Source organism: Niallia sp. FSL R7-0648, from assembly GCF_038007005.1.
In the GTDB taxonomy this organism is placed as follows: domain Bacteria; phylum Bacillota; class Bacilli; order Bacillales; family Cytobacillaceae; genus Niallia; species Niallia circulans.
The window spans coordinates 3,054,764-3,076,998 of sequence record NZ_JBBOWE010000001.1 but is presented as its reverse complement, the minus strand read 5'-3'; the positions used below and the strand labels follow the sequence as shown (position 1 = coordinate 3,076,998).

General features: G+C 35.9%; 21 protein-coding genes and 3 pseudogenes. 20 read left to right on the top strand and 4 right to left on the bottom strand.

The genetic code is table 11. The annotated features are described in order from the left end of the window. Positions 1-35 precede the first annotated feature (35 nt). A pseudogene (locus tag NSQ89_RS25390) lies at positions 36-152 on the top strand (tyrosine-type recombinase/integrase); the annotation flags it as partial. 144 nt (positions 153-296) lie between these two features. Here NSQ89_RS25390 and NSQ89_RS15170 read toward each other — a convergent pair. The 3 genes from NSQ89_RS15170 to NSQ89_RS15160 are packed head-to-tail and all read right to left on the bottom strand — an operon-like array spanning position 297 to position 4,138. After that, a complete protein-coding gene (locus tag NSQ89_RS15170) occupies positions 297-1,367 on the bottom strand; it encodes a GerAB/ArcD/ProY family transporter (RefSeq protein WP_341132873.1) in 1,071 nt (356 codons plus the stop codon). Between the two features lie 33 nt (positions 1,368-1,400). Then, a complete protein-coding gene (locus NSQ89_RS15165; RefSeq protein ID WP_341132872.1) occupies positions 1,401-2,564 on the bottom strand; it encodes a Ger(x)C family spore germination protein in 1,164 nt (387 codons plus the stop codon). 8 nt (positions 2,565-2,572) lie between these two features. Continuing rightward, entirely contained in the window at positions 2,573-4,138 is a 1,566-nt protein-coding gene (locus tag NSQ89_RS15160; RefSeq protein ID WP_009336473.1) for a spore germination protein, read from the bottom strand. Between the two features lie 809 nt (positions 4,139-4,947). Between NSQ89_RS15160 and NSQ89_RS15155 the strand changes: the two genes are divergently transcribed. The 16 genes and pseudogenes from NSQ89_RS15155 (at position 4,948) to NSQ89_RS25385 (ending at position 19,302) form a co-directional block, all read left to right on the top strand. Continuing rightward, positions 4,948-5,517 (top strand): recombinase family protein, encoded by a 570-nt coding sequence (locus NSQ89_RS15155; RefSeq protein ID WP_095373808.1) that lies wholly within the window; start codon positions 4,948-4,950, stop codon positions 5,515-5,517. A gap of 66 nt (positions 5,518-5,583) precedes the next feature. Beyond that, a pseudogene (locus tag NSQ89_RS15150) lies at positions 5,584-5,814 on the top strand (JAB domain-containing protein); the annotation flags it as partial. Positions 5,815-5,950: 136 nt separating this feature from the next. Then, on the top strand, positions 5,951-7,042 hold the full coding sequence (locus NSQ89_RS15145) for a tyrosine-type recombinase/integrase (protein WP_341132798.1): 1,092 nt from the start codon (positions 5,951-5,953) through the stop codon (positions 7,040-7,042). Further along, positions 7,039-8,940, top strand: coding sequence for a tyrosine-type recombinase/integrase (locus NSQ89_RS15140; RefSeq protein ID WP_341132797.1), 1,902 nt, complete (start codon positions 7,039-7,041; stop codon positions 8,938-8,940). The genes NSQ89_RS15145 and NSQ89_RS15140 overlap by 4 nt, the downstream gene beginning before the upstream one ends. Further along, complete coding sequence (locus NSQ89_RS15135; protein WP_341132796.1) at positions 8,941-9,321, top strand: DUF6262 family protein; 381 nt, start codon at positions 8,941-8,943, stop codon at positions 9,319-9,321. 43 nt (positions 9,322-9,364) lie between these two features. Beyond that, positions 9,365-9,835, top strand: coding sequence for a GNAT family N-acetyltransferase (locus tag NSQ89_RS15130; RefSeq protein ID WP_341132795.1), 471 nt, complete (start codon positions 9,365-9,367; stop codon positions 9,833-9,835). Positions 9,836-9,852: 17 nt separating this feature from the next. Next, positions 9,853-10,326 (top strand): helix-hairpin-helix domain-containing protein, encoded by a 474-nt coding sequence (locus NSQ89_RS15125; protein WP_341132794.1) that lies wholly within the window; start codon positions 9,853-9,855, stop codon positions 10,324-10,326. An 80-nt stretch (positions 10,327-10,406) separates the two neighbouring features. Continuing rightward, positions 10,407-10,550 (top strand): annotated as a pseudogene (locus tag NSQ89_RS15120) (JAB domain-containing protein); the annotation flags it as partial. A 54-nt stretch (positions 10,551-10,604) separates the two neighbouring features. Further along, positions 10,605-11,471 carry a hypothetical protein gene (locus NSQ89_RS15115; RefSeq protein ID WP_341132871.1) on the top strand — a complete coding sequence of 289 codons (867 nt, stop codon included), beginning with the start codon at positions 10,605-10,607 and terminating at the stop codon, positions 11,469-11,471. 477 nt (positions 11,472-11,948) lie between these two features. Further along, positions 11,949-12,632, top strand: a complete 684-nt coding sequence (locus NSQ89_RS15110; protein WP_341132870.1) for a hypothetical protein — start codon at positions 11,949-11,951, stop codon at positions 12,630-12,632. A 699-nt stretch (positions 12,633-13,331) separates the two neighbouring features. Beyond that, positions 13,332-14,018, top strand: a complete 687-nt coding sequence (locus NSQ89_RS15105) for a GntR family transcriptional regulator (protein WP_341132869.1) — start codon at positions 13,332-13,334, stop codon at positions 14,016-14,018. A gap of 327 nt (positions 14,019-14,345) precedes the next feature. Beyond that, on the top strand, positions 14,346-15,362 hold the full coding sequence (locus tag NSQ89_RS15100; RefSeq protein WP_341133166.1) for a zinc-dependent alcohol dehydrogenase: 1,017 nt from the start codon (positions 14,346-14,348) through the stop codon (positions 15,360-15,362). Positions 15,363-15,376: 14 nt separating this feature from the next. Beyond that, positions 15,377-16,126 carry an SDR family oxidoreductase gene (locus NSQ89_RS15095; RefSeq protein WP_341132868.1) on the top strand — a complete coding sequence of 250 codons (750 nt, stop codon included), beginning with the start codon at positions 15,377-15,379 and terminating at the stop codon, positions 16,124-16,126. A 54-nt stretch (positions 16,127-16,180) separates the two neighbouring features. After that, entirely contained in the window at positions 16,181-17,515 is a 1,335-nt protein-coding gene (locus NSQ89_RS15090; protein ID WP_341132867.1) for a gluconate:H+ symporter, read from the top strand. Between the two features lie 575 nt (positions 17,516-18,090). Beyond that, positions 18,091-18,216 carry a hypothetical protein gene (locus NSQ89_RS15085; protein ID WP_341132866.1) on the top strand — a complete coding sequence of 42 codons (126 nt, stop codon included), beginning with the start codon at positions 18,091-18,093 and terminating at the stop codon, positions 18,214-18,216. A 1,011-nt stretch (positions 18,217-19,227) separates the two neighbouring features. Beyond that, the gene (locus NSQ89_RS25385; RefSeq protein WP_445668972.1) at positions 19,228-19,302 is read left to right on the top strand and encodes a putative holin-like toxin; all 75 of its coding nucleotides are present in this window, start codon (positions 19,228-19,230) and stop codon (positions 19,300-19,302) included. A gap of 606 nt (positions 19,303-19,908) precedes the next feature. Here NSQ89_RS25385 and NSQ89_RS15080 read toward each other — a convergent pair. Next, the gene (locus tag NSQ89_RS15080; RefSeq protein WP_341132865.1) at positions 19,909-20,139 is read right to left on the bottom strand and encodes a helix-turn-helix transcriptional regulator; all 231 of its coding nucleotides are present in this window, start codon (positions 20,137-20,139) and stop codon (positions 19,909-19,911) included. A gap of 283 nt (positions 20,140-20,422) precedes the next feature. Here NSQ89_RS15080 and NSQ89_RS15075 point away from each other — a divergent pair, with 283 nt between their 5' ends. Genes NSQ89_RS15075 through NSQ89_RS15065 form a run of 3 tightly spaced genes read left to right on the top strand, consistent with a single transcriptional unit; the run spans position 20,423 to position 22,235 of the window. Then, positions 20,423-20,806 (top strand): hypothetical protein, encoded by a 384-nt coding sequence (locus NSQ89_RS15075; protein ID WP_341132864.1) that lies wholly within the window; start codon positions 20,423-20,425, stop codon positions 20,804-20,806. After that, the gene (locus NSQ89_RS15070) at positions 20,806-21,390 is read left to right on the top strand and encodes a hypothetical protein (protein ID WP_341132863.1); all 585 of its coding nucleotides are present in this window, start codon (positions 20,806-20,808) and stop codon (positions 21,388-21,390) included. The genes NSQ89_RS15075 and NSQ89_RS15070 overlap by 1 nt, the downstream gene beginning before the upstream one ends. Next, positions 21,387-22,235 (top strand): ParM/StbA family protein, encoded by an 849-nt coding sequence (locus tag NSQ89_RS15065; protein WP_341132862.1) that lies wholly within the window; start codon positions 21,387-21,389, stop codon positions 22,233-22,235. Before NSQ89_RS15070 ends, NSQ89_RS15065 begins: the two co-directional genes overlap by 4 nt.

The window sequence follows — 22,235 nt, the reverse complement described above, 5'->3', positions numbered from 1 at the left end:
GACAAAAGCCAGCTAATATCCCATCAAGATATTAGCTTGAGGACTTTGAGGTTGATGCGAGAAAAATTCATATACGTGATCGAGGTGAATTGTCCAATCTAGCTGAAATTAAAACGGTATGTAGTCCCCGTAGTATTGATGTATCTGCACAATGATAGGGTGCTTGCCTTGCTTACTTTTTTATCAACTGATAGTTATACTTTTAAAATCATAACTCTGAAAATACCCCCTTATCTAGCAATGATTTTTGCAAAACTTAAGACATAAGGTAAGCATCACTTTTCCCTTTTTGGGAGCTAACTCTGCTTTGTTTTTCCTTTTAAATAAGAGATACCTAGTAACAAAAATGGAATAGGAAACAGGACAATCATATATGCGTAAATATCTAATGTTTTATCTAACCGAAGATGTTCTTTTGATAAATAGTACGTACCAAGGAATACGAGTAAAACAAACCCCGTAAACCCAAATCGTCTTATCCACTTTGAGGAAACCTTTGATACAGTTATATCATAAGCGATTCGGAAGTATAGACTGCAGCGTATGTATGTCCCTACAGCCATTAATAGTAATCCATAAATATCAAAACGATCAATGAATCCTAAACTAATAATTCGTACTGACTCTAATGCGGGATATACAGAATTATCAGCCTGACCTAATCCGAAAATCGTAATACTACCTATAGTTGTTGAAAACATCATAAGTGCATTTAACAAAATTCCAATACTCCATAGTAAAAACATTCGTTTTTCACGAATGTTTTGAATGGGTAGAAATAAAAGTAGTAATAATTCTACCCATATACTTAAAATTATCAAAGATCCCCATAATATTGGATTCCAACCAAACTCAAATATAGGTTGGAGCTCACTCCAATCTTTCATTGGTCTGTCCAAAATCGTGACTGTATGTCCAGTCTCCATAGCAATTATTGCTAGTATTCCTGCCGTTAATGCAATTCTTTTAATACCTTTTGAAGCTGCATAAACAAAGAATAACAAAAACCAGACCAGTATAGCCAATCGTGGTGTCTCAGGCAAAAAGGCAATGTAGATAAAATCAACTAACAAAGCAAACGAGAAAATTGTTAAAAATAAAAAGTAGATAATGAAAATTATCTTTATCATCACTCCAAAAGGTTTTCCTAATAAATTGTGAAGCATATCAGAAATATTTTGTTTTGGGTATTTAAGTCTCAAACGATAAATGGAGATTGCCAACGTAAATGCTGCCGGAAGTGATATAATTATGGAAATCCAAGCATCTCTCCCAGCAACATCGAGCATTAACGGAAGAATCACGACATGTCCCATGATTGGAAGCGTCATTATTAATAAAAAAAGTGTCTCCCATTTCGTTAACATATCAGTAATCTCCTTCTTCATTGTCCATAGAATCTATCGTTTATAAGGGTTGTTATAAGGCTTTTTGTGATTTTTTTCTACACTTTTATTAATAAGACCTTGATGAGTAATATTTGTATGAACATCAATCATTATATCTGCATTAGAAAAAATCTCATTCCATTCAGATTGGACATTTTTCCATTGTTTAGGATATTTTCTGTAGGTTTCCAGTCCAATTCCTGATATATCAGTCTTTATTACCTTTTGAAGCTTATTCAAAGTTAAACGTACGTATTTTTCAGTCTGATTTGATACTTCTTCTTCAACTTTACTTATCCATTGATCATTTATATTCCTATTCGTAGTATTATCAGCTAAAGTTCCCTCTATCTCGATTTTCAGATATGCTTCAAGCTGATTACCATCTAATGTTGGATTTATTTCCGTTTCTAATTTCTTTATCTCTACAGAGATCTTCTCCTTGTCATTCAGAGATACAGTTTTACTTCCGCCTTTTACCTTGTTTAAAAGGACATTCAGCCCAACAGTTTCATCTGTATTCAGTTTACCGACCATTTTATAAGTGTTAATAACAGCAGTGCCGTCTATTGAAGTAATTGCTTTACCCTTTTCTTTTCTTGTTCGAATTATCGGCAAATAGGCATTAGGAATAGGGCCCTCAATTAACTTATAAAATTCATACATTTTTACGGATGTAAATTCAGCAATATATTGTGTTTGTTCTAAAGCAGAAACTATTTCTGCCGAAGAAAGATTTTCATAAAGTGTAGAAGTACCCAAAATATCAATTGGCTTTTCTTCTGTAATGAAAAGATAACTATTCAAACGAAACATTTGATCGCGTCTGCTTTCATCAAGGTAGTCAATAAAATTATCTTTTGCTAATTCCTCACCAATCACCCATAAACGAGTATGCTCAAAATAAAGCCGACGTTTCGCATCTTTTATGAATTCTCTTGCGCCTTGTATCAATGAGTCCGCGTCTCTTTCTAATAGAATATTTTGGCCATTTCCTCCGCCCCCCTCTCCTCCACCTTGTTCACTTGGTCCAGTTGGTTTTATGATTTCGACGCTAATTCGTAATTGTCCGTCAGATTTATCCAACCCTATCCCATGTACAAGTGCTGATTTATCAAGTTCTTGACTACTCCAACAGCCGGTTAATAAAAATAATAATGGGATGATAGTTAGCATCCTTACCATCATTTATCACCTGTTTTAGGTAATGATCTAATTCTAGTCTTACGCTGATTCGGTATACTTTTTGGTCGCTGTTTTTTCCACCTCAACGGCAAACGAATCAGTGAATCTTTCCAATCCTGAAAATAAAAAGGTGCAAATGGCGCCATAAATGGAATCCCAAACGATGTTAAAGAGATCATATGTGTTAATAAACCGAGCATGGCGACAATTAGTCCATATCCCCCGAATAAGCTACTAGCAATAAATAATCCTATCCTAAGAAGTGCGGTGACGTCTGCAATTGGGGTGATAACAAAGGCAGCAATGTACGATATGGATACAACAATAATGGTCGGTGCACCAACAAGTCCGGCTGAGACTGAGACTTGTCCCAGAATCAAAGCACCAACAATACTTAACGCTGAGCCAATTTGTTGAGGAAGTCTGACACCAGCCTCACGGACAACTTCAAACATTAAAATCATCATGGCAATTTCCATTGCTAGAGGGAATGGGACCGTCTCTCGCGCTTGAATAATAGGGACAATCATATCAGATGGAATCATCACCTTATGAAAATTAATAGCTGCAATATAAATGCCTGGTAAAGAAATACTGATTACAAATGACACGAAACGCAGCATTCGAATGAAGGAACTATAATAGGGTCGAGAACTGTAATCTTCTATACTTTTTATATTTTCAAGAAATAGGGATGGAACAAACAAACTGACCGAATCCCCATTTACAATGATCACAATTCTTCCTTCCATTAATAAGGCTGAAGCTTTGTCAGGACGTTCTGTATTTCCAATCGTAGGAAAGATTGAAAAGGGATGGTCTTCGATGAATTGTTCGATTTCCCCTGAATTATTTATCTCATCCACTTTAATTTGTTCTAATCTTTGTTTGATCCGTTCAATCAATTTTGGATCCGCAATGTCCTTTACATATCCGATTGTAATATCCGTTTGACTATATTCACCAATTTTAATTGTTTCAAACTGTAAAGAAGGATGTGAGATTCTTCGCCGTAACAATGCAATATTAGTAGGTGATGATTCAATAAATCCGTCATGTGCTCCTCTCACAGCTCGATCAGATTGAGGTTCGGAGATTGCTCGAACCTCGTACCCTGGTGCATTTAGCAGTAATCCTTCACTATACCCATCCAGTAATAGTAACGTATTTCCCTTCAGTATTTGGTATACAGATTTTTCTAGATTATTTTCCTTCTTTGTGTTAAAAATAGAAATTCTTTCTTTTACTTGTTTTAATTCTTCTCCCATAGTGCTATCTAGAGATTCCTTAGTCAGTGGCTCTAATACATTATTGCGAATGGCATCTTCATCAATTAACCCGTCTACTATAACTAGTAGAGCTTTCAATGTGCGACCGTCATGTAATGGAATGATGAAATCATGAAAAATGATATCATCACTTGAATCTAACAGTTGTTTTAGTTTTTCTTCATTTTTATGAACATCCGATGAGAACAAAATTGAATTATTAAATTGTTCTTCCTGTGTCCATTTAGTATTTTGCTTCATTTTTTGCATAATGGATTTAATTTTTAAATAACGCATAGTTTAACCCATCCTAGAAAAGTTTGTTTTTTATACTGTTATTATGGCTTTTATAACTAATAATATGTGCCGTTTTTGGAAATGATATGTTAATGATTTTTGCGCGAATTACATTAATTTACTGGGAATTTATTAATATAGAAAGGTGGGGAGTAAGGTGGATCAAACAAAGTTAATAAAATGATGATAGCTCTTAATATGAATTTTTCATGGTTATTGGGTATATTGGCTGGTTTAAATATTATTTTTTTTCCGTATGCAGGGGAAGATTCTCTTTTCCAGGCTTGGGCTAAAATATGTCTTATTACATTTTTTCAATGAAGACGAACAAATAACAAGAACAAAATAGGTTATATAAGCATGGTATACATATGAGTGAAGACATTATTAAAAATGTCCTTGGAACAAAACCAAGAGCTAGACATAAAGAGCAATATATTAATAATTAAGATCAATGCTTTTCAAATCCTATTATACATAGGGAAATCTTAAGCTTCGAATTCACTTTCTAATAATTCCTTCTCTTATTCAAGAAAATAGCCCTTTTCTTGAATAATTAACGTGTTTGAGAGGTAAATTTAATCACACTCAAGCACACATAAATTTTAAACACTAAATTAATAAACTTTTTACTCAACTAGATTACCAAAAACCAGTGTTTTTGTAATGTCCCCCCATCGCCCTGTTACCCTTTGATTTTATTAAGATTAGCAGTTACCAAAAATAATTACCAAAAGTATTATCAAATACCTTTACAATAATTGCCCCTCTAGTAAAATAAAAATATACAAGTTTATTGGAGGTTACAAATGATAATTGGTTATGCTCGGGTATCTACTATTGACCAAAATATAGATCGGCAAATTGGTATGCTTAATGAATATGGTTGTGAAAAAATAGTTGAGGAGAAATTCACTGGTACAGTTAAAGATAGAAAAGGACTTCATCAACTTTTTGATGTCATCCGGAAAGGCGATACAGTTGTAGTGGAGAGCATCTCCCGTTTAGGACGTAAAACATTGGATATCCTCAACATTATTCAACAGTTAGAAGAGATGGGGGTGCAATTCATTTCTTTAAAAGAAAATATGGATACAAGAACCTCTACAGGCAAAGCCATGTTCCAAATGATGTGTGTCATTGCAGAATTAGAAAGAAACCTTATTGCTGAGAGAGTAAAGGAAGGACTTGAAGCAAGTAAAAGGCGTGGGAAAACATTAGGTAGACCCAAGTTGGATAAAGAAAAGCTTGCTGTTGCGCTAAGGATGTATGATAGTGAGGAATATTCCATAAAGGAGATTGTCTCGGCAACTGGAATATCACAAGGTTCCTTATACAGAGCAGTCAATAGAAGAAAGCTTGAAGAACTAAAAAAATAGGATTTTATTACTTCTCCAAAGTTACTTTGCGGTCTACAGCAGGAACCCTGTCACTAGGCCTATACCATTCGTTCACCGGAAGATGCACAAAAATTAGCGGCCTCTTACATTGCAGATGAAGACCGGGAGGTGCTTCTTGTGATGATGCTCAATACGAAAAATCAGATTGTTGGGTTACATAGAGCTCATGTAGGAAGCTTAAACGCAAGTATAGTACATCCTAGAGAGGTTATGAAATGCGCTATTCTCAATAATGCGGCATCCATTATTGTCAGCCACCAGCATCCCAGCGGAGACCCTTTAAGCATAGTATCATAATCTTTAGTACTTAAAGTATTTAAGGAGCATGATGCTATGTGATATCCTACTTTGAGTACTTATTATTTATAGTGAAAATATAAAGTAGATAAAGTGTTCAAAGTGGGGAGAAGAAATGAGAGTACAAAAGATAATTGTGGACAGAAAAGATTATCCACTTTTTTTATTACTAGATGATCAATATGAGATAGTTAAGCCAGTTATGAAGTTTATCAAATATTTAGATAGTACCGGAAAGTCTCCTAATACTGTTAAAACATACTGTTATCATCTAAAACATTTCTATGTATTTATGGCACAGAGAAAAATTACATTGCAGGATATTAACTTTGAGGAATTAGCTAGTTTTGTTGGCTGGTTAAGAAATCCTACAGGTAATTTAAACGTCATTGATATCCATCCAAAGGAAGCTAAGCGAGAGGAATCCACAGTTAATGCCATTCTAAATGCAGCAATAAGCTTTTTAGAATACTTGAGTCGTTCAGGTGAAATTAAGACAATCAATATATTCAAGGAAGCAAGGGGAAAAAACTTTAAAGGTTTCCTCCACCATATCAGTAAAGGAAAACCTTTTAAGAAGAATATTTTGAAATTAAGAGTTAAGAAGAAAAGGCTTAGGACTTTAGAGTACTCGGAAGTAAAGAGAATCACAGAAGCTTGCCATACCTTTCGAGACAAGTTAATTATCATGCTTATGTATGAGGGTGGTCTTCGAATTGGGGAGGTACTATCACTTCGATTGGAGGACATTGCGACATGGGATAACCAGATTAACATAACCCCTAGAGAAGAAAGTCTAAATGGAGCATATATAAAGCTAAGAAAAGAAAGAGTTATCCATGTAAGTAAAGAATTGATGGCTCTTTATACTGATTACCTTGTCCATGAGTATTGTGAGGAAATAGATCATGACTATGTTTTCATCACGTTAAAGGAAACCCATTTTGGGCAACCATTGAAGTACCAAAGTGTACTTGACCTTATTAGGCGATTAAATAAGAGGACAGGTATTTCCTTTACACCACATATGTTACGTCACACTCATGCGACTGAATTAATTAGAAACGGCTGGGATGTAACGTATGTTCAAAAAAGATTAGGTCATGCCCATGTCCAGACTACATTAAATACATATGTTCATCTCTCAGATCAAGATATGAAAAAGGAATTTAAAAAGTATCTTGAAGGGAGAGAACAGAAGAGATGATTACTACCTCAGAAAGAAAGATTTTAAGTCCTGTAGCTATTAGTAAAAAGATTGCAGAAATGAATAGTGAATTAGTGGACTATTGGGCTGACGATAGATGGGATATTCGAAAATGCCCACATCCTTCAGCGATTGAATTAGCTAAGAATCCTTCTTTGCGAAATCGCTGGGTTAATTTTGATCGTGTAGAAAACATTTGGCTAAGAACTGAATTAAAATACTTCTTTTATTATCACTTAACAAGTGGAGTGTGGAACGCAAAAACCGTTTGGATAAGAAAGGGAACCGTTATAAATCGAATGTTGGGATTCTTAAATCTAAAATATCCTAATATCAACTCTATAACGGAAGTTCCTATTGAAAAAGCTATGACTGAGTACAGGACATATTTAGTGCAGCAAGGGGTCAGAATAACGACGACTAACTATAAATTAAATGGCGATCAAGAAAAGATTGCAGTACAAGCTAACTCATATTACGTAACCAATTTGAAACAATTCATGGAGTTTTATGAGGACTGTTATTTTGATGGTGATGAACTGGAGAAGGACGTTTGGGATAGACGCAAGCTGAACCTTCCAGCTGACAAGGTAAATCCTACTCAATATGAGTATCTCGTTTCTTTCAAAGGAATTTCCAATCCATATTTTAGAGAGTTAACGAAACGGTACTGCAAACTGAAACTAAATACTTCAAGCTTCGCTCATGTCAATGATATTGCAGGTAGACTCAAGGATTTCTTTACTTTCTTGGACGCGAATTACGAGCATATTACTAGACTAAACCAACTCACTAGAGAGGTAATAGAAGATTATTTAAATGCATTAAATCAAACAGGATATAGCCCAAGTACTTTAATGGGAAAAATATCAACATTGGATCTATTTTTCACTACTATTCAGAGGTATGAATGGCAGGATACTCCGTCTAAGATTCTGATTTTTCAGGAGGATTATCCAAAGGTTCCGAAAGCAAAACCTCGTTTTATTGATGAATATGTGTTGGAGCAATTGAACAGCCATTTGGACGAATTACCAGCTTATATAGCAACAATGGTCATGATTATTCAAGAGTGTGGAATGAGGATCAGTGAGCTTTGTACTTTAAAAAAGGGATGTCTACTAGAAGACAAAGAAGGAGATTACTTCTTAAAGTATTACCAGTGGAAAATGAAAAAGGAACATATTATCCCTGTTTCAAGAGAAGTAGCTTCACTCATAAAGGTACAAGAAAAACATATTTCAGACGAATTTGGAAGTGAGTGTGAATACTTATTCCCTCGGAAGGATGGTTCTCCTTTAAAGCAGGAGACTTTCAGGAGAGAATTAAATGTATTGGCTTACGAAAAAAATATCGTTGACAAGTCAGGAAATATATTTAGATTCCATGCCCATGCCTTTAGGCATACCGTAGGGACTAGAATGATTAATAATGGTGTACCTCAACATATTGTTCAAAAATTTTTAGGACATGAAAGTCCTGAAATGACAAGTAGATATGCCCATATTTTTGACGAAACTCTAAAGTCGGAGTTTTCGAAATTCCAAGAAACACTCGTGACTAATCAAGGAAGTATTATCGAGGTTCAAGAGTTCAATGAAGCAAATGAAACAGATTTACAGTGGTTTAAGAAGAATATTAACGCTCAAGTATTACCTAATGGCTACTGTAGACTTCCGGTTATTGCAGGTCCTTGTCCTCATGCCAACGCTTGTTTAGACTGCACACACTTTTGTACAAGTAAAAAGTTCTTAGTTCAACATGAAGAACATTTAGCCCATACAAAGGAGTTATTGTCAATCGCAAAAGAGAGACAGTGGCAGCGACAAATCGAAACTAACACTCGTGTTCAAGAGCGATTAGAACAGATAATAGGCACTCTAAAGGAGGAAGACTAAATGGCCAAGCAATTACGTAACACTGATAAAATTGTTCAGTTAGCAAAGGAAAAGAGCGATAGAACCAGGGGAAACGTTGAGAAGGTAATTTCAAAAATGTCTTTAGAAGGTAAAACGATAAACTTTAATACTGTTGCATTAGAAGCAAATGTTTCTAAATCTTGGCTTTATAAAGAGTATAACATTAGAAAGCGAATTGAAGATCTTCGAAATCGTCAACAAATCAGCTTAATAAAACCCTCTAAGCAAAGTAAAAAAAGTTTACGTTCCGAGGAAGTTTTAATTAAGACATTAAAAGAACGTGTAAGGGAACTTGAAGAGGAAAATTCTCATTTGAAAATCCAAGTTCAAAAATTATATGGTGAACTTTATTCTAAATAGATAGTGAGAATTAAATAAAATTGTGGGGATGGGAGAATTACAGATGTATGAAACACGCTGGGCCACTAAAAATGAACTTCCGTTAATAGCAGAATATTGGTTTAGAATGGCATGTGAAATGGGTGAAATAGATGGCATACCTTTGCCTAACTCCCAGAAGGTTAATAAAGTTGAACGTTTATTTTTTGAGGAAAGTGAAAAAGGAAACCTTATGTTTAAGATAGCAGAAAATGAAAAAAAAGAAATCGTAGCTTGTGCAGGTGGCCTTATTAGAAAAGAGTATTTCTTTCCTTTAAGTGAAGAGCAAACTCCATTTGGTTGGATAATCGCTGTCTATACATTAAAGCAACATAGGAATAAAGGTTTAGCTTATAAACTGGTAGATGAAGTGTGTTTATGGCTAAAAGACAATGGGGCAAAGCGAGCTAGATTATGGTCTAGTTCTAGTGCAAGAAAAATATATGAAAGTCTTGGCTTTAAATCAATGTTAGATATGGAGAAACCGTTAGGTTAATCGGGAGGACAATGTAAATGTCAATTTCAAAAAGCCCCAAGTTGCCTCTAACACAAGAGGAAAAAAGCCTCCTTAGAAAGTGGAAAATTAAAAAAAGTGATATTCACAAATTTGAGGTGCAAGATATTATAAACATTTTAAATGTTTCAAAAGATCGGGCAGAGATTCTAAAAGGGTTAGCAACATTTCAGCAAATCCCTTCAATTGGATACGAATTGGCTTATAAAATTGTTCATCACCTTGGCTATCACAGTTTAGAACAGTTAAAGGATAAACAATGGGCGGAAGTAGTTAATTGTTTAGAACTAAAGATGGGGTGTTGGACAGATCCATGTGTAGAAGACCAAATCATATGCATTATTCATTATGCCAATCATCCTGATAGCGAAAAACAATGGTTTAATTTTACAAATGAAAGAAAGGTGTATCGACAACAAAATGGATACCCTAAATCTAGACCTAAATTAGCCTGGTACGAAAATCAAAACTAGATGATATTTTTTCTTTAAATATATGTCTTCGAAGTAGGGGTGCTGATATTATCCGTTTTTTTGACGTTTACTATTGATAAGATCCAACACCGAGCCGGGAAGATATTGACATAACTAAGCGCCTTGCAGAAGCAGGGAGAATTCTAGGAATCGAAGTTCTTGACCATGTTATCGTGACCCATACCGGAAAGCATGTAAGCCTAAAGGAGAAAGGTTATCTATAAAAATACCACTAAATAGCAAAGGGGAAAAATCCCCTTTGCTTGAAAGGAGAATATATGAATACGATTCTTTCTTATAAAAACCGTGGAAAATGGGGGAAATCCATCTATCGCGGGAATTGTAGCGGATATGTTATTAAAGATTTATTGGACTTTTACAAGCCTAGCAAATTCATAGAAGTATTCAGCGGTTCCGGAACCGGGAAAGAAGTAGCCCTTGATTTGGGAATTTCAAACAGTGTTCATCTTGACTTAAATAATGGTTGGAATGCATTAATAGATGACATTCCAACAGGGAATGACTTTACGTTTAGCCATCCCCCTTATTGGGATATTATCTCCTATGGAACAGAGAGAGGGGCGCCACATGATGATGATTTATCTAACCATATGAGTTATGACGAGTTTATCCATAAATTAAATAGAGTGAACCAAAAAATATACCAGGCATTATTGAATAATGGGCATCATGCGATGCTAATTGGTGACGTGAGAAAAAAAGGGAAATATTATAGTCCAATCAAGGACTTAATCTATTTTGGTGAAATTGACGTTCATATGATAAAAACTCAACATAACACCGTCAGCAACAGGAAAAAATACAATGGCAATTTTATTGCCATTGCTCATGAACATTTAATAGTTTTTAAGAAAAATTCCATTTGGCAGTTCCCAGTGAAGATAACCCAAACAAAAGTTTTCGATTTACGGGACTTTGAACATATGACTTGGCGGGACTTAATTCAAGGTGCATTGGAGCATCTAGGTGGGGAAGCTGATTTATCAGCTATTTATGAAGTGGTTCAGGATAGTAAAAAATCACAGATGAATAGGCATTGGAAAGAAAAAGTTAGGCAGACATTGCAAATCCATCAAAACTTTTCTTCTATCGATAGAGGAAAATGGAAACTTCATATTATATAAAAAATCATGGAAGCATCGGGGCTTTGCCCCTTTGCTTTAAAGGAGAACAGTTACATGAACAAGAGTAATAGTATTAGTGAATGAATGTGATTAAATCCGCCATGGCATTTAAAATCAATGAAGGGGTTATAGAAAAGTAAATCAGAACCGCACTGACTAGATTGCAATTCGGTAACAATCTTACGCATGGAGGAAAAAACATTCGTTTTTTCTTGATTATATAAGCAGGCATCGAGCCTGCAAAACGGCTGCTTTAGCAGCCAAATAAAACCTTTGAAGGTTTAGTCGTGAGAAGAAAGGAAAGCATTTGCTCTAGCAAATGCTTCTATTGAATGAGTAAATTTATACATAATAGGCTACTGTTCCTGTAAGCAGATTAGAAATCTCTCCCCATCAAGAAGTTATAATAGTTTTAGCTAATAATTGAAAAAGAGAATGGTTATTTTTAACTAAATATATAACTAAGGAGATGATAAAATGAGCCGCCTATATCTATTTGGAATCTTATTTCTATTTTTTGTACCACTATTTGGGTGTTCGTCTAATTCTCATACTGTTGACTCTAACAAGGGCAATGAGGAAATAAATGAAAAGTCAATTAATGAAAATTCTGCAAGAACTATTGAACTTTCCGAAAAAGAAACCTTGGAGGAAATATCTGAAGCTAAACTTGAAGAAAAACAAGAAAAGAATATTGGTAAAAACTCTCTCTCAGCACCTCAACAAGATAGCATTTCCCAAGAAGAAATGGAACTTTTAAAGGAATCATTGAGGACATACATATTTGATGAGTATATGGGTAGCTCTGATTATGTTTATGCAAAGGGAGTTAATTGGACTGAGAATTTTTTTGATAATCTAACCGCTGAAGAAATCTGGAATGTTATAGAGGAATATAAGGAAATTAATAACGGTGAAGAAGGGACATTGTTTGATCAAGCTAGTTACCTAACTGTGAATGCTCCCATAAAAGATAATTGGGAAGAACTATTTTTAGAAAACTGGAATAAAAGCTCTTACTCGGATGGTAACGAAATAGAAACTATGATTGATAAAGGTGATTCAGTGTGGATTTATACGGATACTTTGCCTTATACAGGTGAAAAAGACAATTATCCTTTCATAACTTTATTTAAGAGAACCGGTTTTTGGCACGGATAAAAATATTTTTTAAAAAAACGTTTTATATCAATTAATAAATGTATAAAAGTAACGGGTGCTTGAGTTTAAGAAGGATTGCTTATTGAGGCAGTCCTTTTTCTTATTCGACTAACGAAGTAGGATAGTTACAATGAAACATTTTGCTGGGAAAATTCGTATATAATATAGCAGAGGGGATGTTATACTTCTTTCTAAAGAATTGGCTGCGGTAAAGGGGCATCCTTTTTGTTAATATCCTAACGGTTGAATAGTTGTTGAACAGACCCTGTTATTATGAGATTTGAGAAAAAGGATGAAGGGTTGTTCCTAGCATCATTAATCGGTACTGAAAATGAATCAGTAATTGAGAGTTTTCAATTCCTATTATCCTGATACATTGTGATAAAATGGGCTCCATATTCACCCAAAAGTAAATTATTTATATATTTAGAAAACGTTATCATGTTTTTCTTTACAAAATTCTTAAAATATTATAAACTTAACTTGTCGACAAGTCGACTGAATTAATCCTGCAAAAGGATTAAGAAATTTGGTCATTCCTTGATTAGGATTATTTAACCTCTAAGCACATACAAAAAGATTCCGGGGAATTAAGGGAAAACAACTTAGCTGAAGTTTACTGCTTTATCAAAAGAATAGAATTTTACTAGGAAAACGAAGTTTCAAGAAATAATGTTCATCTGATAGGAGAGTCGACATATGCAATACCCTTCCTCATGGTTACAAGGCGCTTCATTAGGGGAAAAAATAGCAAGTGAGTTACGTTTAAAAATTGTAAGTGGCACCATTAAACCTCCCACTGTATTATCGGAGAATCAAATTGCAACTGAATTCAGTACAAGTAGGTCTCCAGTGAGAGAAGCTTTTAAAACACTTGCAAGTGAAGGCTTAATTCGCTTGGAGCGTATGGGAGCAGTGGTATTGGGGCTGACACAAAAGGATATAGAGGAAATTCATGATGTTCGTTTATTAATTGAGTCTTTTATTTTAGAAAGGCTTACAAATATTCAACATGAAACGATAGTCTCTGAGCTAAATAAAATTATTGATAAAATGGAAATTGCGGATAAACATAGTGATTATGTGGAATTTGCATATCAGGACCTGAGATTTCATGAAATTATGATCTTGGAAGCAAACCATGCCAGAATACTGCATTTTTGGAATAATATTCGTAATATAGTACTTACAGCAATGTTAGTAGCTACAGAAAAACGATTTTTGGAAGAAAAACATGAAGTTAAACAATTAATCGAAAATCACCGGCTAATTGTGAAGGCATTTGTTGCCAAAGATATCAACTTTATAAAACAAGTTCTTCAAGGTCATTTTGAGGATACTCGAAATACAGTTAAGAACACTTTCGTAAACCATTGTGAGCAATGAATTAAAAATCCTTCTAAGGCTTAATACCAATTCTTATTTAATTGTGAGAGCCTTAAAAGGAAAATCCTTTAGACTATAGTTCAAACTGTCCGGAAAAATAATAGAATTCTTTATAGGTGGTGATTAATTCATAAAAATTATTTATTTATAGGGTTATAGAATAACTTTTTGTATTCGCTTACTTTTAAGAGTTTTATATTAAGAGTATTTTATTCTCTTTTTGTGGTATTTATTACGCAGGTTGTCGACAAGTATACAAGTAGTTGGAGTTAAAGTATGTTAGCGTTTGTAATTTTTAAATAATTGGAGGTAAATAACGTGATTGAAATGAAAGCGGCCTTATACTTATCTGAAAAAAATTTAGTTGTTGGGACTTTGAATAAACCAACAATTCAGCCGGGAGAAGCACTAATAAAAGTTTCATCCGCTGGTATATGCGGAACGGATATGATGATTTTCTTTGGTAAACATCCAAGAGCCAAAGCACCTTTGGCAATGGGCCATGAATTTAGTGGAGTCATTCAAAAGATTAACGGTGAGTCTGAATTTAACATTGGAGACAGAATTGTCGTAGAACCTACCATTAGTTGCGGCAAGTGTGAAGCATGCTTATCAGGAAATTCTCATGTTTGTAAAACACTAGGCTTGATAGGTATCGATTCTCATGGTGGGTTTGCAGAATACGTCGCTGTTCCATTACATCGCTTGCACAAGGTGCCAGACAAGTTATCAGATGCACATGCAGCACTGACAGAACCAGTAGCAGTAGGAATTCATACGGTAAGAAGGTCAAACGTTAAAGTGGGCGATACGGTCCTGGTACTTGGAGCTGGCCCCATTGGATTGCTGATTGCCATGACATCAAGATTAGCTGGAGCAGACAAAATATATATATCCGATGTCAGTCCATACAGATTAAGTAAGGCAGAAGAGCTAGGATTTATTGCCTTGGATGGAAAAAAGATTGATGTAGTAGAAGAAGTAAAGACTGCAACAAAGGGTATCGGTGCAGATGTGGTCTTTGAAGTTGCAGGAAACAACATTACTGCCCAGCAAATGGTACATGCATGCAGAACACAAGGGCAAATTGTGGTGGTGAGCGTATACAAGCAACCTCCAACCGTTGATCTTGCAGCAATGCACTTCCGGGAATTGTCCTTGACCACCACCAGATGCTACAGTCACTCCGATTTTGCTGCGGCAATCAGTATGATGGCGAGCGGTCAAATCGATGTAAGTCCATTAATATCACATGAATTATCATTAGACGAAGTTGAAAAAGGTTTTCAGCTTATGACAAACCCTGAAGAGTCTTTGAAAATCTTAATTCAGCCAAACAATTAAGGGGGCGGAAAAAAATGTTTAGATTAGATGGAAAAGTAGCAGCCATTACAGGGGCTACCAGAGGAATCGGAAGACAAATGGCTATAGCATTAGCAGAAGCGGGGGCTACAGTAGCGTTGCTACAACGGAATGTCGAAGATCATTCAGTAAAAAATGAAATTGAGAAATTAGGCCAAAAGTGTATGATAGTGGCGTGTGATTTAGGGAATCAATCCCAAGTAAAAGCAGCAATACCGACTGTTGTAAATGAACTTGGACAGATTGACATTCTTGTTAATAACGCAGGTATTCAACGTCGTTCCCCATCAGTTTCCTTCCTAGAAAGTGACTGGGATGATGTGATTAATGTAAATTTAAAATCTGTCTGGCTTTTATGTCAGGAAGCTGGGAAGTTCATGGTTCCGCAGAGAAAAGGCAAAATCATTAATATGGCGTCTTTACTATCGTTTCAGGGTGGCTTAACCGTACCAGCGTATGCTGCAGCCAAAGGGGGAGTTGCGCAATTGACGAAAGCTCTGTCAAATGAATGGGCAAAAGAAAATGTCAATGTTAATGCAATTGTACCTGGATATATTGCAACCGATATGAATGAGGCGTTATTACAAGATGAAACGCGGAATAGGCAGATTCTTGAGCGAATTCCAGCAGGTCGCTGGGGAACTGCCCAAGATTTTAAGGGTACAGTGGTCTTCCTGGCGTCGGAGGCATCCAATTATATTCATGGTCATTTATTAGCAGTTGATGGTGGCTGGTTAGGACGATAAAAGAAAAATGCATTAAAAAATTGCATGGTTTCATAAATTGGGGAGGGAAATTTCATGCCGATCATTATTGTTGCTATTGGGGTAATAGCCTTACTTATTCTTATAATGAAATTCAAACTAAATACATTCATTTCTTTAATTTTGGTATCATTTGGTGTATCAATTGCTTTAGGAATGCCATTCGATTCAGTTGTAAAATCCATTGAAGGAGGACTAGGTGGAACATTGGGCCACTTAGCCTTGGTATTTGGATTAGGGGCCATGTTAGGAAAGTTAATAGCTGATGCTGGTGGTGCCCACAGGATTGCAATCACGCTCATTCATCGGTTTGGTGAAAAACGTATTCAATTTGCTGTTGTTTTAGCTTCTTTTATTATTGGGATAGCATTATTCTTTGAAGTAGGGTTGGTATTGTTAATACCGATTGTCTTTGCAATAGCAAAAGAACTACGTATCTCGATTTTATACTTAGGTATACCAATGACAGTTGCTTTGTCCGTAACTCATGGCTTCCTGCCTCCTCACCCCGGACCGACAGCGCTTACCATTGCATATGAGGCAGATATGGGACAAGTATTATTACTTGGTATTATTATCTCTATTCCAGCGGTTATTATAGCAGGGCCTTTATTCACAAGGTTTGCTCAAAAAATAGTTCCAGATAGTTTTAATCGAGTGGGCAATATTGAGGCTCTAGGAGAACAACGTCAGTTTAAACTAGAGGAAACACCTGGTTTTGCAGTGAGTACTTTTACATCTATGTTCCCTGTTATTTTAATGGCGATTTCAACAATCTTTTCATTGATTGTCAAAGGTGATTCTCAATTAAAGGAGATCATTGGACTGATCGGAAATCCTTCAACCGCCATGCTTTTATCTGTTTTATTAGCTGTTTACACTATGGGCATTGCTAGGAAAATCCCTATGAAGGATATTATGAATTCGGCCACGGAATCAATCGCACATATTGGTATGATGCTTTTAATCATTGGTGGCGGTGGTGCTTTCAAACAAGTTTTGATAGACGGAGGAGTTGGAGATTATGTAGCTGATTTATTCAAGGATTCCAGCTTTTCACCGCTAGTTTTAGCTTGGTCTATTGCTGCAATTTTACGATTATGCTTGGGTTCATCAACTGTTGCTGCATTGACTACTGCAGGGTTGGCAGCACCATTAATGGCAGCTGGAGATGTTAACCCAGCGCTAATGGTTCTGGCAACTGGGGCAGGTAGCCTTATTGCATCCCATGTAAATGATGCAGGTTTCTGGATGTTTAAGGAATATTTTAATTTAAGTCTAAAAGAAACATTTGCTACATGGACGTTACTTGAGACAGTGATTTCTATTACTGGATTGGTTTGTGTAATTTTACTTGATTTCATTGTGTGAGTTACGATGTTGTGTGCTAAATATGAATCTAACATGTTGTAAAAGATGCTTATTTGGATAAATTTGAAAACGATTACTTTCGGATGATATTAGCCTTCAATGAGAGATACGAGGTCCTAATATAATATGAGCACCCCTTAACTAGTATAAGTTGAGGGGTGTTCCCAATCAGGGCTGGAGGAAGCGTGGAATAAAATCTTGGCTCGACGAACAGAAATCTGATACTAAGGCTTTATTAAGGGATGAGACTCCAGAACAAGTTTAAAGTCCAAAAGATGAGCGTAACTTTATAGAGTAAATCAGGCGAGTAAAAGAGGAAAGATAGTTGTCTTACCCTGGGAGGTCTTGTGGATGTACAGTAGTACAGTCCAAAACGGTTAGTCTCAAGAAGTCAGCAGAAGCCATAGTAATGATATTAAAATCATGAAGGGCTTAACAATTTATAGTGTTTCAACGCCACGAATGCGTAAGTGACTTACTCCGAATGTGTTAATGGGAAAGTATGAGTGTACCTCAAAGGATAACCAAAATGGGAGCTATCACTTTTACTACGTGAGATGAAAGGGGAAACGAGTGTGGAACTTTTAGAACAGATTCTAAGTAACCAAAATATGAATGAAGCTTACTTGCGTGTCTATAAAAATAAAGGCGCAAGTGGGGGCGATGGAGTCTTTCTATATAGAGGGAGTTTAGTTCAATAAAAAAAGGGTAATTGACAAAAAAATTTAAAAGTATTATTATTATCTCATATTCGAGATATTTTAATTCGAGATTTTAAAAGGAGGTGTACTAAATGGAGAGGAAATGCAATAACTTTCCATTTCTGATATTAATGCAAACATCTAAAGCCATCCATGACCGAATAAAGGAAGAAATGAAAAAAAAACAAGCTTGATATTACGGAATTTTCCGTTTTAGAGGAACTTTATCAAAAAGGAAAACAAACGCATGGAGGAAAAAACATTCGTTTTTTCTTGATTATATAAGCAGGCATCGAGCCTGCAAAACGGCTGCTTTTGCAGCCAAATAAAACCTTTGAAGGCTTATTCGTGAGAAGAAAGGAAAGTATTTGCTCAGCAAATGCTTTCTATTGAATGAGTAAATTTATACATACATAGGCTACTGTTCCTGTAAGCAGACTAGAAATCTCTCCCCATCCTAAGGTAACATTCTGTAATTGTTTATTTCCCCATCTTAACAGTTTTGTGAAATTAAATGGATTGTCCAAACTATTATTGTCCTCTATTCGATCTACTAAAAAATAGAGGGAAAGTTGAAAATAAGAAGCTAAGACTCCAGTAGCATTTCTTAATTCCTTTGACAGTCATTCTTTGGGAATGATACAAGGCGATAGCTTGGTTTATTTGCTGATTAACCTTTAGGTCTTCCACCTATTAAACCTCTAGCTATGGCTGCCTTCAGGCAAGCCATGCTTCATTCACGAAGGATATCCGTTCAAATTCCCTTAATTCTGATACCATCCCAAAATTGCGTTACCTCTAGCAGTAATTGTATTTATTTATCTTGAATATTTACAATCTTTTTCACACTAGGTATCAGTAATTCCGATTTTTCGTTTTGTGGATATGGCTAAACGGTCTAATCTGTAGACCATAAATTTTTGTTTTTGGGTAGTAAATTTTGTTGAAAATTTCCTCTGTATAAGACAAGTTTAGATTGGGGTAGGCTTATTTTAAGGAGGCGATGTTTGAATGGGTACTTTTGAAGTTTTATCTCTGATGATTAGCTTTGGTATGTTTGTTTGTAATCGCCGTTCTGGAATTTAAAGATAAGGATAAAAATTCATAAACACGCTGAAAAAGCGTGTTATTTTTTTTAGAAAAAAAGAGGACCTATTATTTCGGGAGGCAGCATTACGGACTGATCAGAAAGGAATGAGCGTCTTTCTTCCATATCATCATTTCGTAGGTTCCTGTTCCATTTACGGCAGGCCGCCGTACCAAACGCACCGAAAACCTTTAAGACCTGCTCCTCGCCCAAACCCATCTAACAGGAGCCAGTTGGATTACTTTATACACTCGGACGTAATTTGTTTTCCTCTTTATCATGAGTGGGCTTATGTTAGCGTGATGGGCGGGCGCCGGGCAAACAAAATTGACAAAGCAGTAGTGCTAAGGTGTAGTAAGGAAGCAAAAGAATACTTCTCAACTGCTTCTAAGTTATTGGGCTTCACTCGATTTTGAACGACAACGGGCAAAAAGCAGACCCGTTACCCCTATGACTGACTGGCAAGTTCGCTTCTTCGTAAGCGATCCCCTCACACAGTTTGCGCCCTCATTGCTTCTTACTGAAAAAGAAAGGAATTGTTACAAATGGAAACGATGTCGTCTAAGGGTTTGGTTCCAAAGACGAAAATTGATGAAATGAAAATACTACATATCCCAAAAATCATTGTAATTTATATTTTGATTATATTTCTTCAAGGCTTTAATAATCTTTTTAGCAGTGGCTAGACTCGGTTCGTAATTCGCTGGATCGCATAAACGACTAATGGTACTTTTGCTTACTCCACTCTCTTCTGCTATTTCTTGCTGGGTTATCGAATTACTGTCTAGATATTTACCTAATTTTGAACGCTTTTTTCCTAAGCCGAACCAACTCATGATCCTTCTCCTACTCCCTTTTTTGGAATTTTTAGTCAGTATGTCCAATTCTCCAATATTTAAAACTTTCTCCAATTCATAGGAATAATGGACAAGCAGTTAATAATATCCATTTATCAAGTAGACAGGATACTCACTAGGTATTAACTGCAAAAAACTAGATACTCACTAGGGAGTATCTAGTTAGTAACCACTTTTATCCGAGAGAGGTGTAGGAGACCAACTGACCAACCGACCCAAAGATAAAAGCAATTTTTTCAAAAAAATCTAGGAGGTGAGAGGGGTGCAATTTCATCCGAAGTTTGAGAGAAAACAAAATTATTCTTTACAACCACGCAAAATTCGTTCAGACAAAAAGCATGACATTAAGTTTTATGTAAGTGAAGAACAATACCAGTACATTGTTCAACGTGCCTTATGGCAACGAACAAGTGTGACTGCCTTTGCGACAGAAAAATTGATGAGACTACTTGAACGTAGGCACTTTGATAATCCAAATCGTTTTCCAATCTACCCATATGTCGTGACAAATTTTATGGTTCATGTGAAGGTGGATCACCAAACGTATGATCAGATTGTTTCTTATGCAACCCAATGGAATGAAAAAGTGATACGCAAAGTTATTCATCGATTATTTCATTACGGATTAGAAACGAGGTTGATTTAATGAATAAATTCAGTAATGCTAACTTACTAGCTTACGAGTATTTACGAATTGGCAGATTAAGAGATAGGTTATTTCATAAATTTATAGTCTTCAGTAATACCTACTTAACTATTGAACTACCCCGTGTGGTTTATCATCGAGCCGATTCGTTTTGCCATGATGTTTATAGAAAAAGTGGATGGGACTTTCAAATGAATGATTTAATGCAATTACGACTAACAGACTTTGTCAGTAATGTCCAAAAGTACAGTGACCCGAAAGACCTTCATGATCGATTAACAGCCATTAACTATTCCAAGAAATTTTATGTGAAAGGAAAAGAAGAATCGAGTTTCCCTGTGATGGCAGGATATTATCAAGATGATTGTATTGAACTAAAGAATCTAAAGTTTGATAGTGATGATGTTCTTCGATCTGAATACGCTCTAATGGATATGGAGTGCGTATTTCCACACCATGAAATGACAGTCGAAAAAGTGATTTCTTCGTTAATTTGTGATTTTGTTCGTCAGATACAAACGAACGGACGTGGGGTGTTAGAGGACGTTATTCAATCACTAGAAAAGGAGTGGGTGGACAAATGATTATTGCGGTCGATGCAGGGAATAACGAAGTAAAAGTGTGTGGCCCAAATGGGTTAATGAAGTTTTGTTCTGCAATAGGGGCCTATCGAACTCGTAATATCAACGAGCAACATGGTGAAGATGATATGGTGTGGGAATATGACGGAGAAATGGGAACAGCTGGGACACTAGCAATCATTGAGAATGAATTTGGTAGTGGGATGATGTTAGGTGGCAGTAAAAATCATTTTTGGGCTAAAATGAGAATCCTTCTGGCCATCCATAAGTATACGGATGAAAAGGAAATCTATTTGGCAGTAGCCAATCCGATTAGTGCGCATTCAGTAGAAGATACCCAGGATATACAAGCTGATCTAACTAAAGAGCATGCGATCACAGTTAATGGCGTACTCAAAACATTTGAAATTAAAAAAGTAGTCGTGATGGCAGAAGGAAGCATTGCCTATTTCAGTCAACCTGTTCAGGAGAAAGTGCGAATCATTGATATTGGCAGTGGGACGGTAAATTGCGCAACGATCTTAAATAAGAAAGTGGTGGATAAAGATAGTTTTACGCTTGATTATGGAATGAAAACATCAAAAGATGGGGAGGCAGACCCAGCAACTATTGCTAATGCCATTATCATGGATACATCAAAGAAGTGGAAACGAACGGATCGGATTTTAGTGGCGGGTGGGGCAGCGGAATTAATCGTCCATCATCTTCAAAAGCATTACGTCAATACCCAATTAATGAAACCACAATTAAGAGTGGATAAAGGATTACAGATGGCTAAGCCAATCTATGCAAATGTGATTGGAATGTATAATTTACTGTCTCAAGCTTTACAGAAAGTGAGACCATGA

Coding starts and splice junctions, on each gene's coding strand:
- NSQ89_RS15145 (WP_341132798.1), top strand. CDS start 5,951: ATGAGAGTACAAAAGATAATTGTGGACAGAAAAGATTATCCACTTTTT.
- NSQ89_RS15105 (WP_341132869.1), top strand. CDS start 13,332: ATGCAATACCCTTCCTCATGGTTACAAGGCGCTTCATTAGGGGAAAAA.
- NSQ89_RS15160 (WP_009336473.1), bottom strand. CDS start 4,138: ATGCGTTATTTAAAAATTAAATCCATTATGCAAAAAATGAAGCAAAAT.
- NSQ89_RS15155 (WP_095373808.1), top strand. CDS start 4,948: ATGATAATTGGTTATGCTCGGGTATCTACTATTGACCAAAATATAGAT.
- NSQ89_RS15115 (WP_341132871.1), top strand. CDS start 10,605: ATGAATACGATTCTTTCTTATAAAAACCGTGGAAAATGGGGGAAATCC.
- NSQ89_RS15135 (WP_341132796.1), top strand. CDS start 8,941: ATGGCCAAGCAATTACGTAACACTGATAAAATTGTTCAGTTAGCAAAG.
- NSQ89_RS15065 (WP_341132862.1), top strand. CDS start 21,387: ATGATTATTGCGGTCGATGCAGGGAATAACGAAGTAAAAGTGTGTGGC.
- NSQ89_RS15125 (WP_341132794.1), top strand. CDS start 9,853: ATGTCAATTTCAAAAAGCCCCAAGTTGCCTCTAACACAAGAGGAAAAA.
- NSQ89_RS15080 (WP_341132865.1), bottom strand. CDS start 20,139: ATGAGTTGGTTCGGCTTAGGAAAAAAGCGTTCAAAATTAGGTAAATAT.
- NSQ89_RS15110 (WP_341132870.1), top strand. CDS start 11,949: ATGAGCCGCCTATATCTATTTGGAATCTTATTTCTATTTTTTGTACCA.
- NSQ89_RS15130 (WP_341132795.1), top strand. CDS start 9,365: ATGTATGAAACACGCTGGGCCACTAAAAATGAACTTCCGTTAATAGCA.
- NSQ89_RS15070 (WP_341132863.1), top strand. CDS start 20,806: ATGAATAAATTCAGTAATGCTAACTTACTAGCTTACGAGTATTTACGA.
- NSQ89_RS15140 (WP_341132797.1), top strand. CDS start 7,039: ATGATTACTACCTCAGAAAGAAAGATTTTAAGTCCTGTAGCTATTAGT.
- NSQ89_RS15165 (WP_341132872.1), bottom strand. CDS start 2,564: ATGCTAACTATCATCCCATTATTATTTTTATTAACCGGCTGTTGGAGT.
- NSQ89_RS15100 (WP_341133166.1), top strand. CDS start 14,346: ATGAAAGCGGCCTTATACTTATCTGAAAAAAATTTAGTTGTTGGGACT.
- NSQ89_RS15090 (WP_341132867.1), top strand. CDS start 16,181: ATGCCGATCATTATTGTTGCTATTGGGGTAATAGCCTTACTTATTCTT.
- NSQ89_RS15170 (WP_341132873.1), bottom strand. CDS start 1,367: ATGTTAACGAAATGGGAGACACTTTTTTTATTAATAATGACGCTTCCA.
- NSQ89_RS15095 (WP_341132868.1), top strand. CDS start 15,377: ATGTTTAGATTAGATGGAAAAGTAGCAGCCATTACAGGGGCTACCAGA.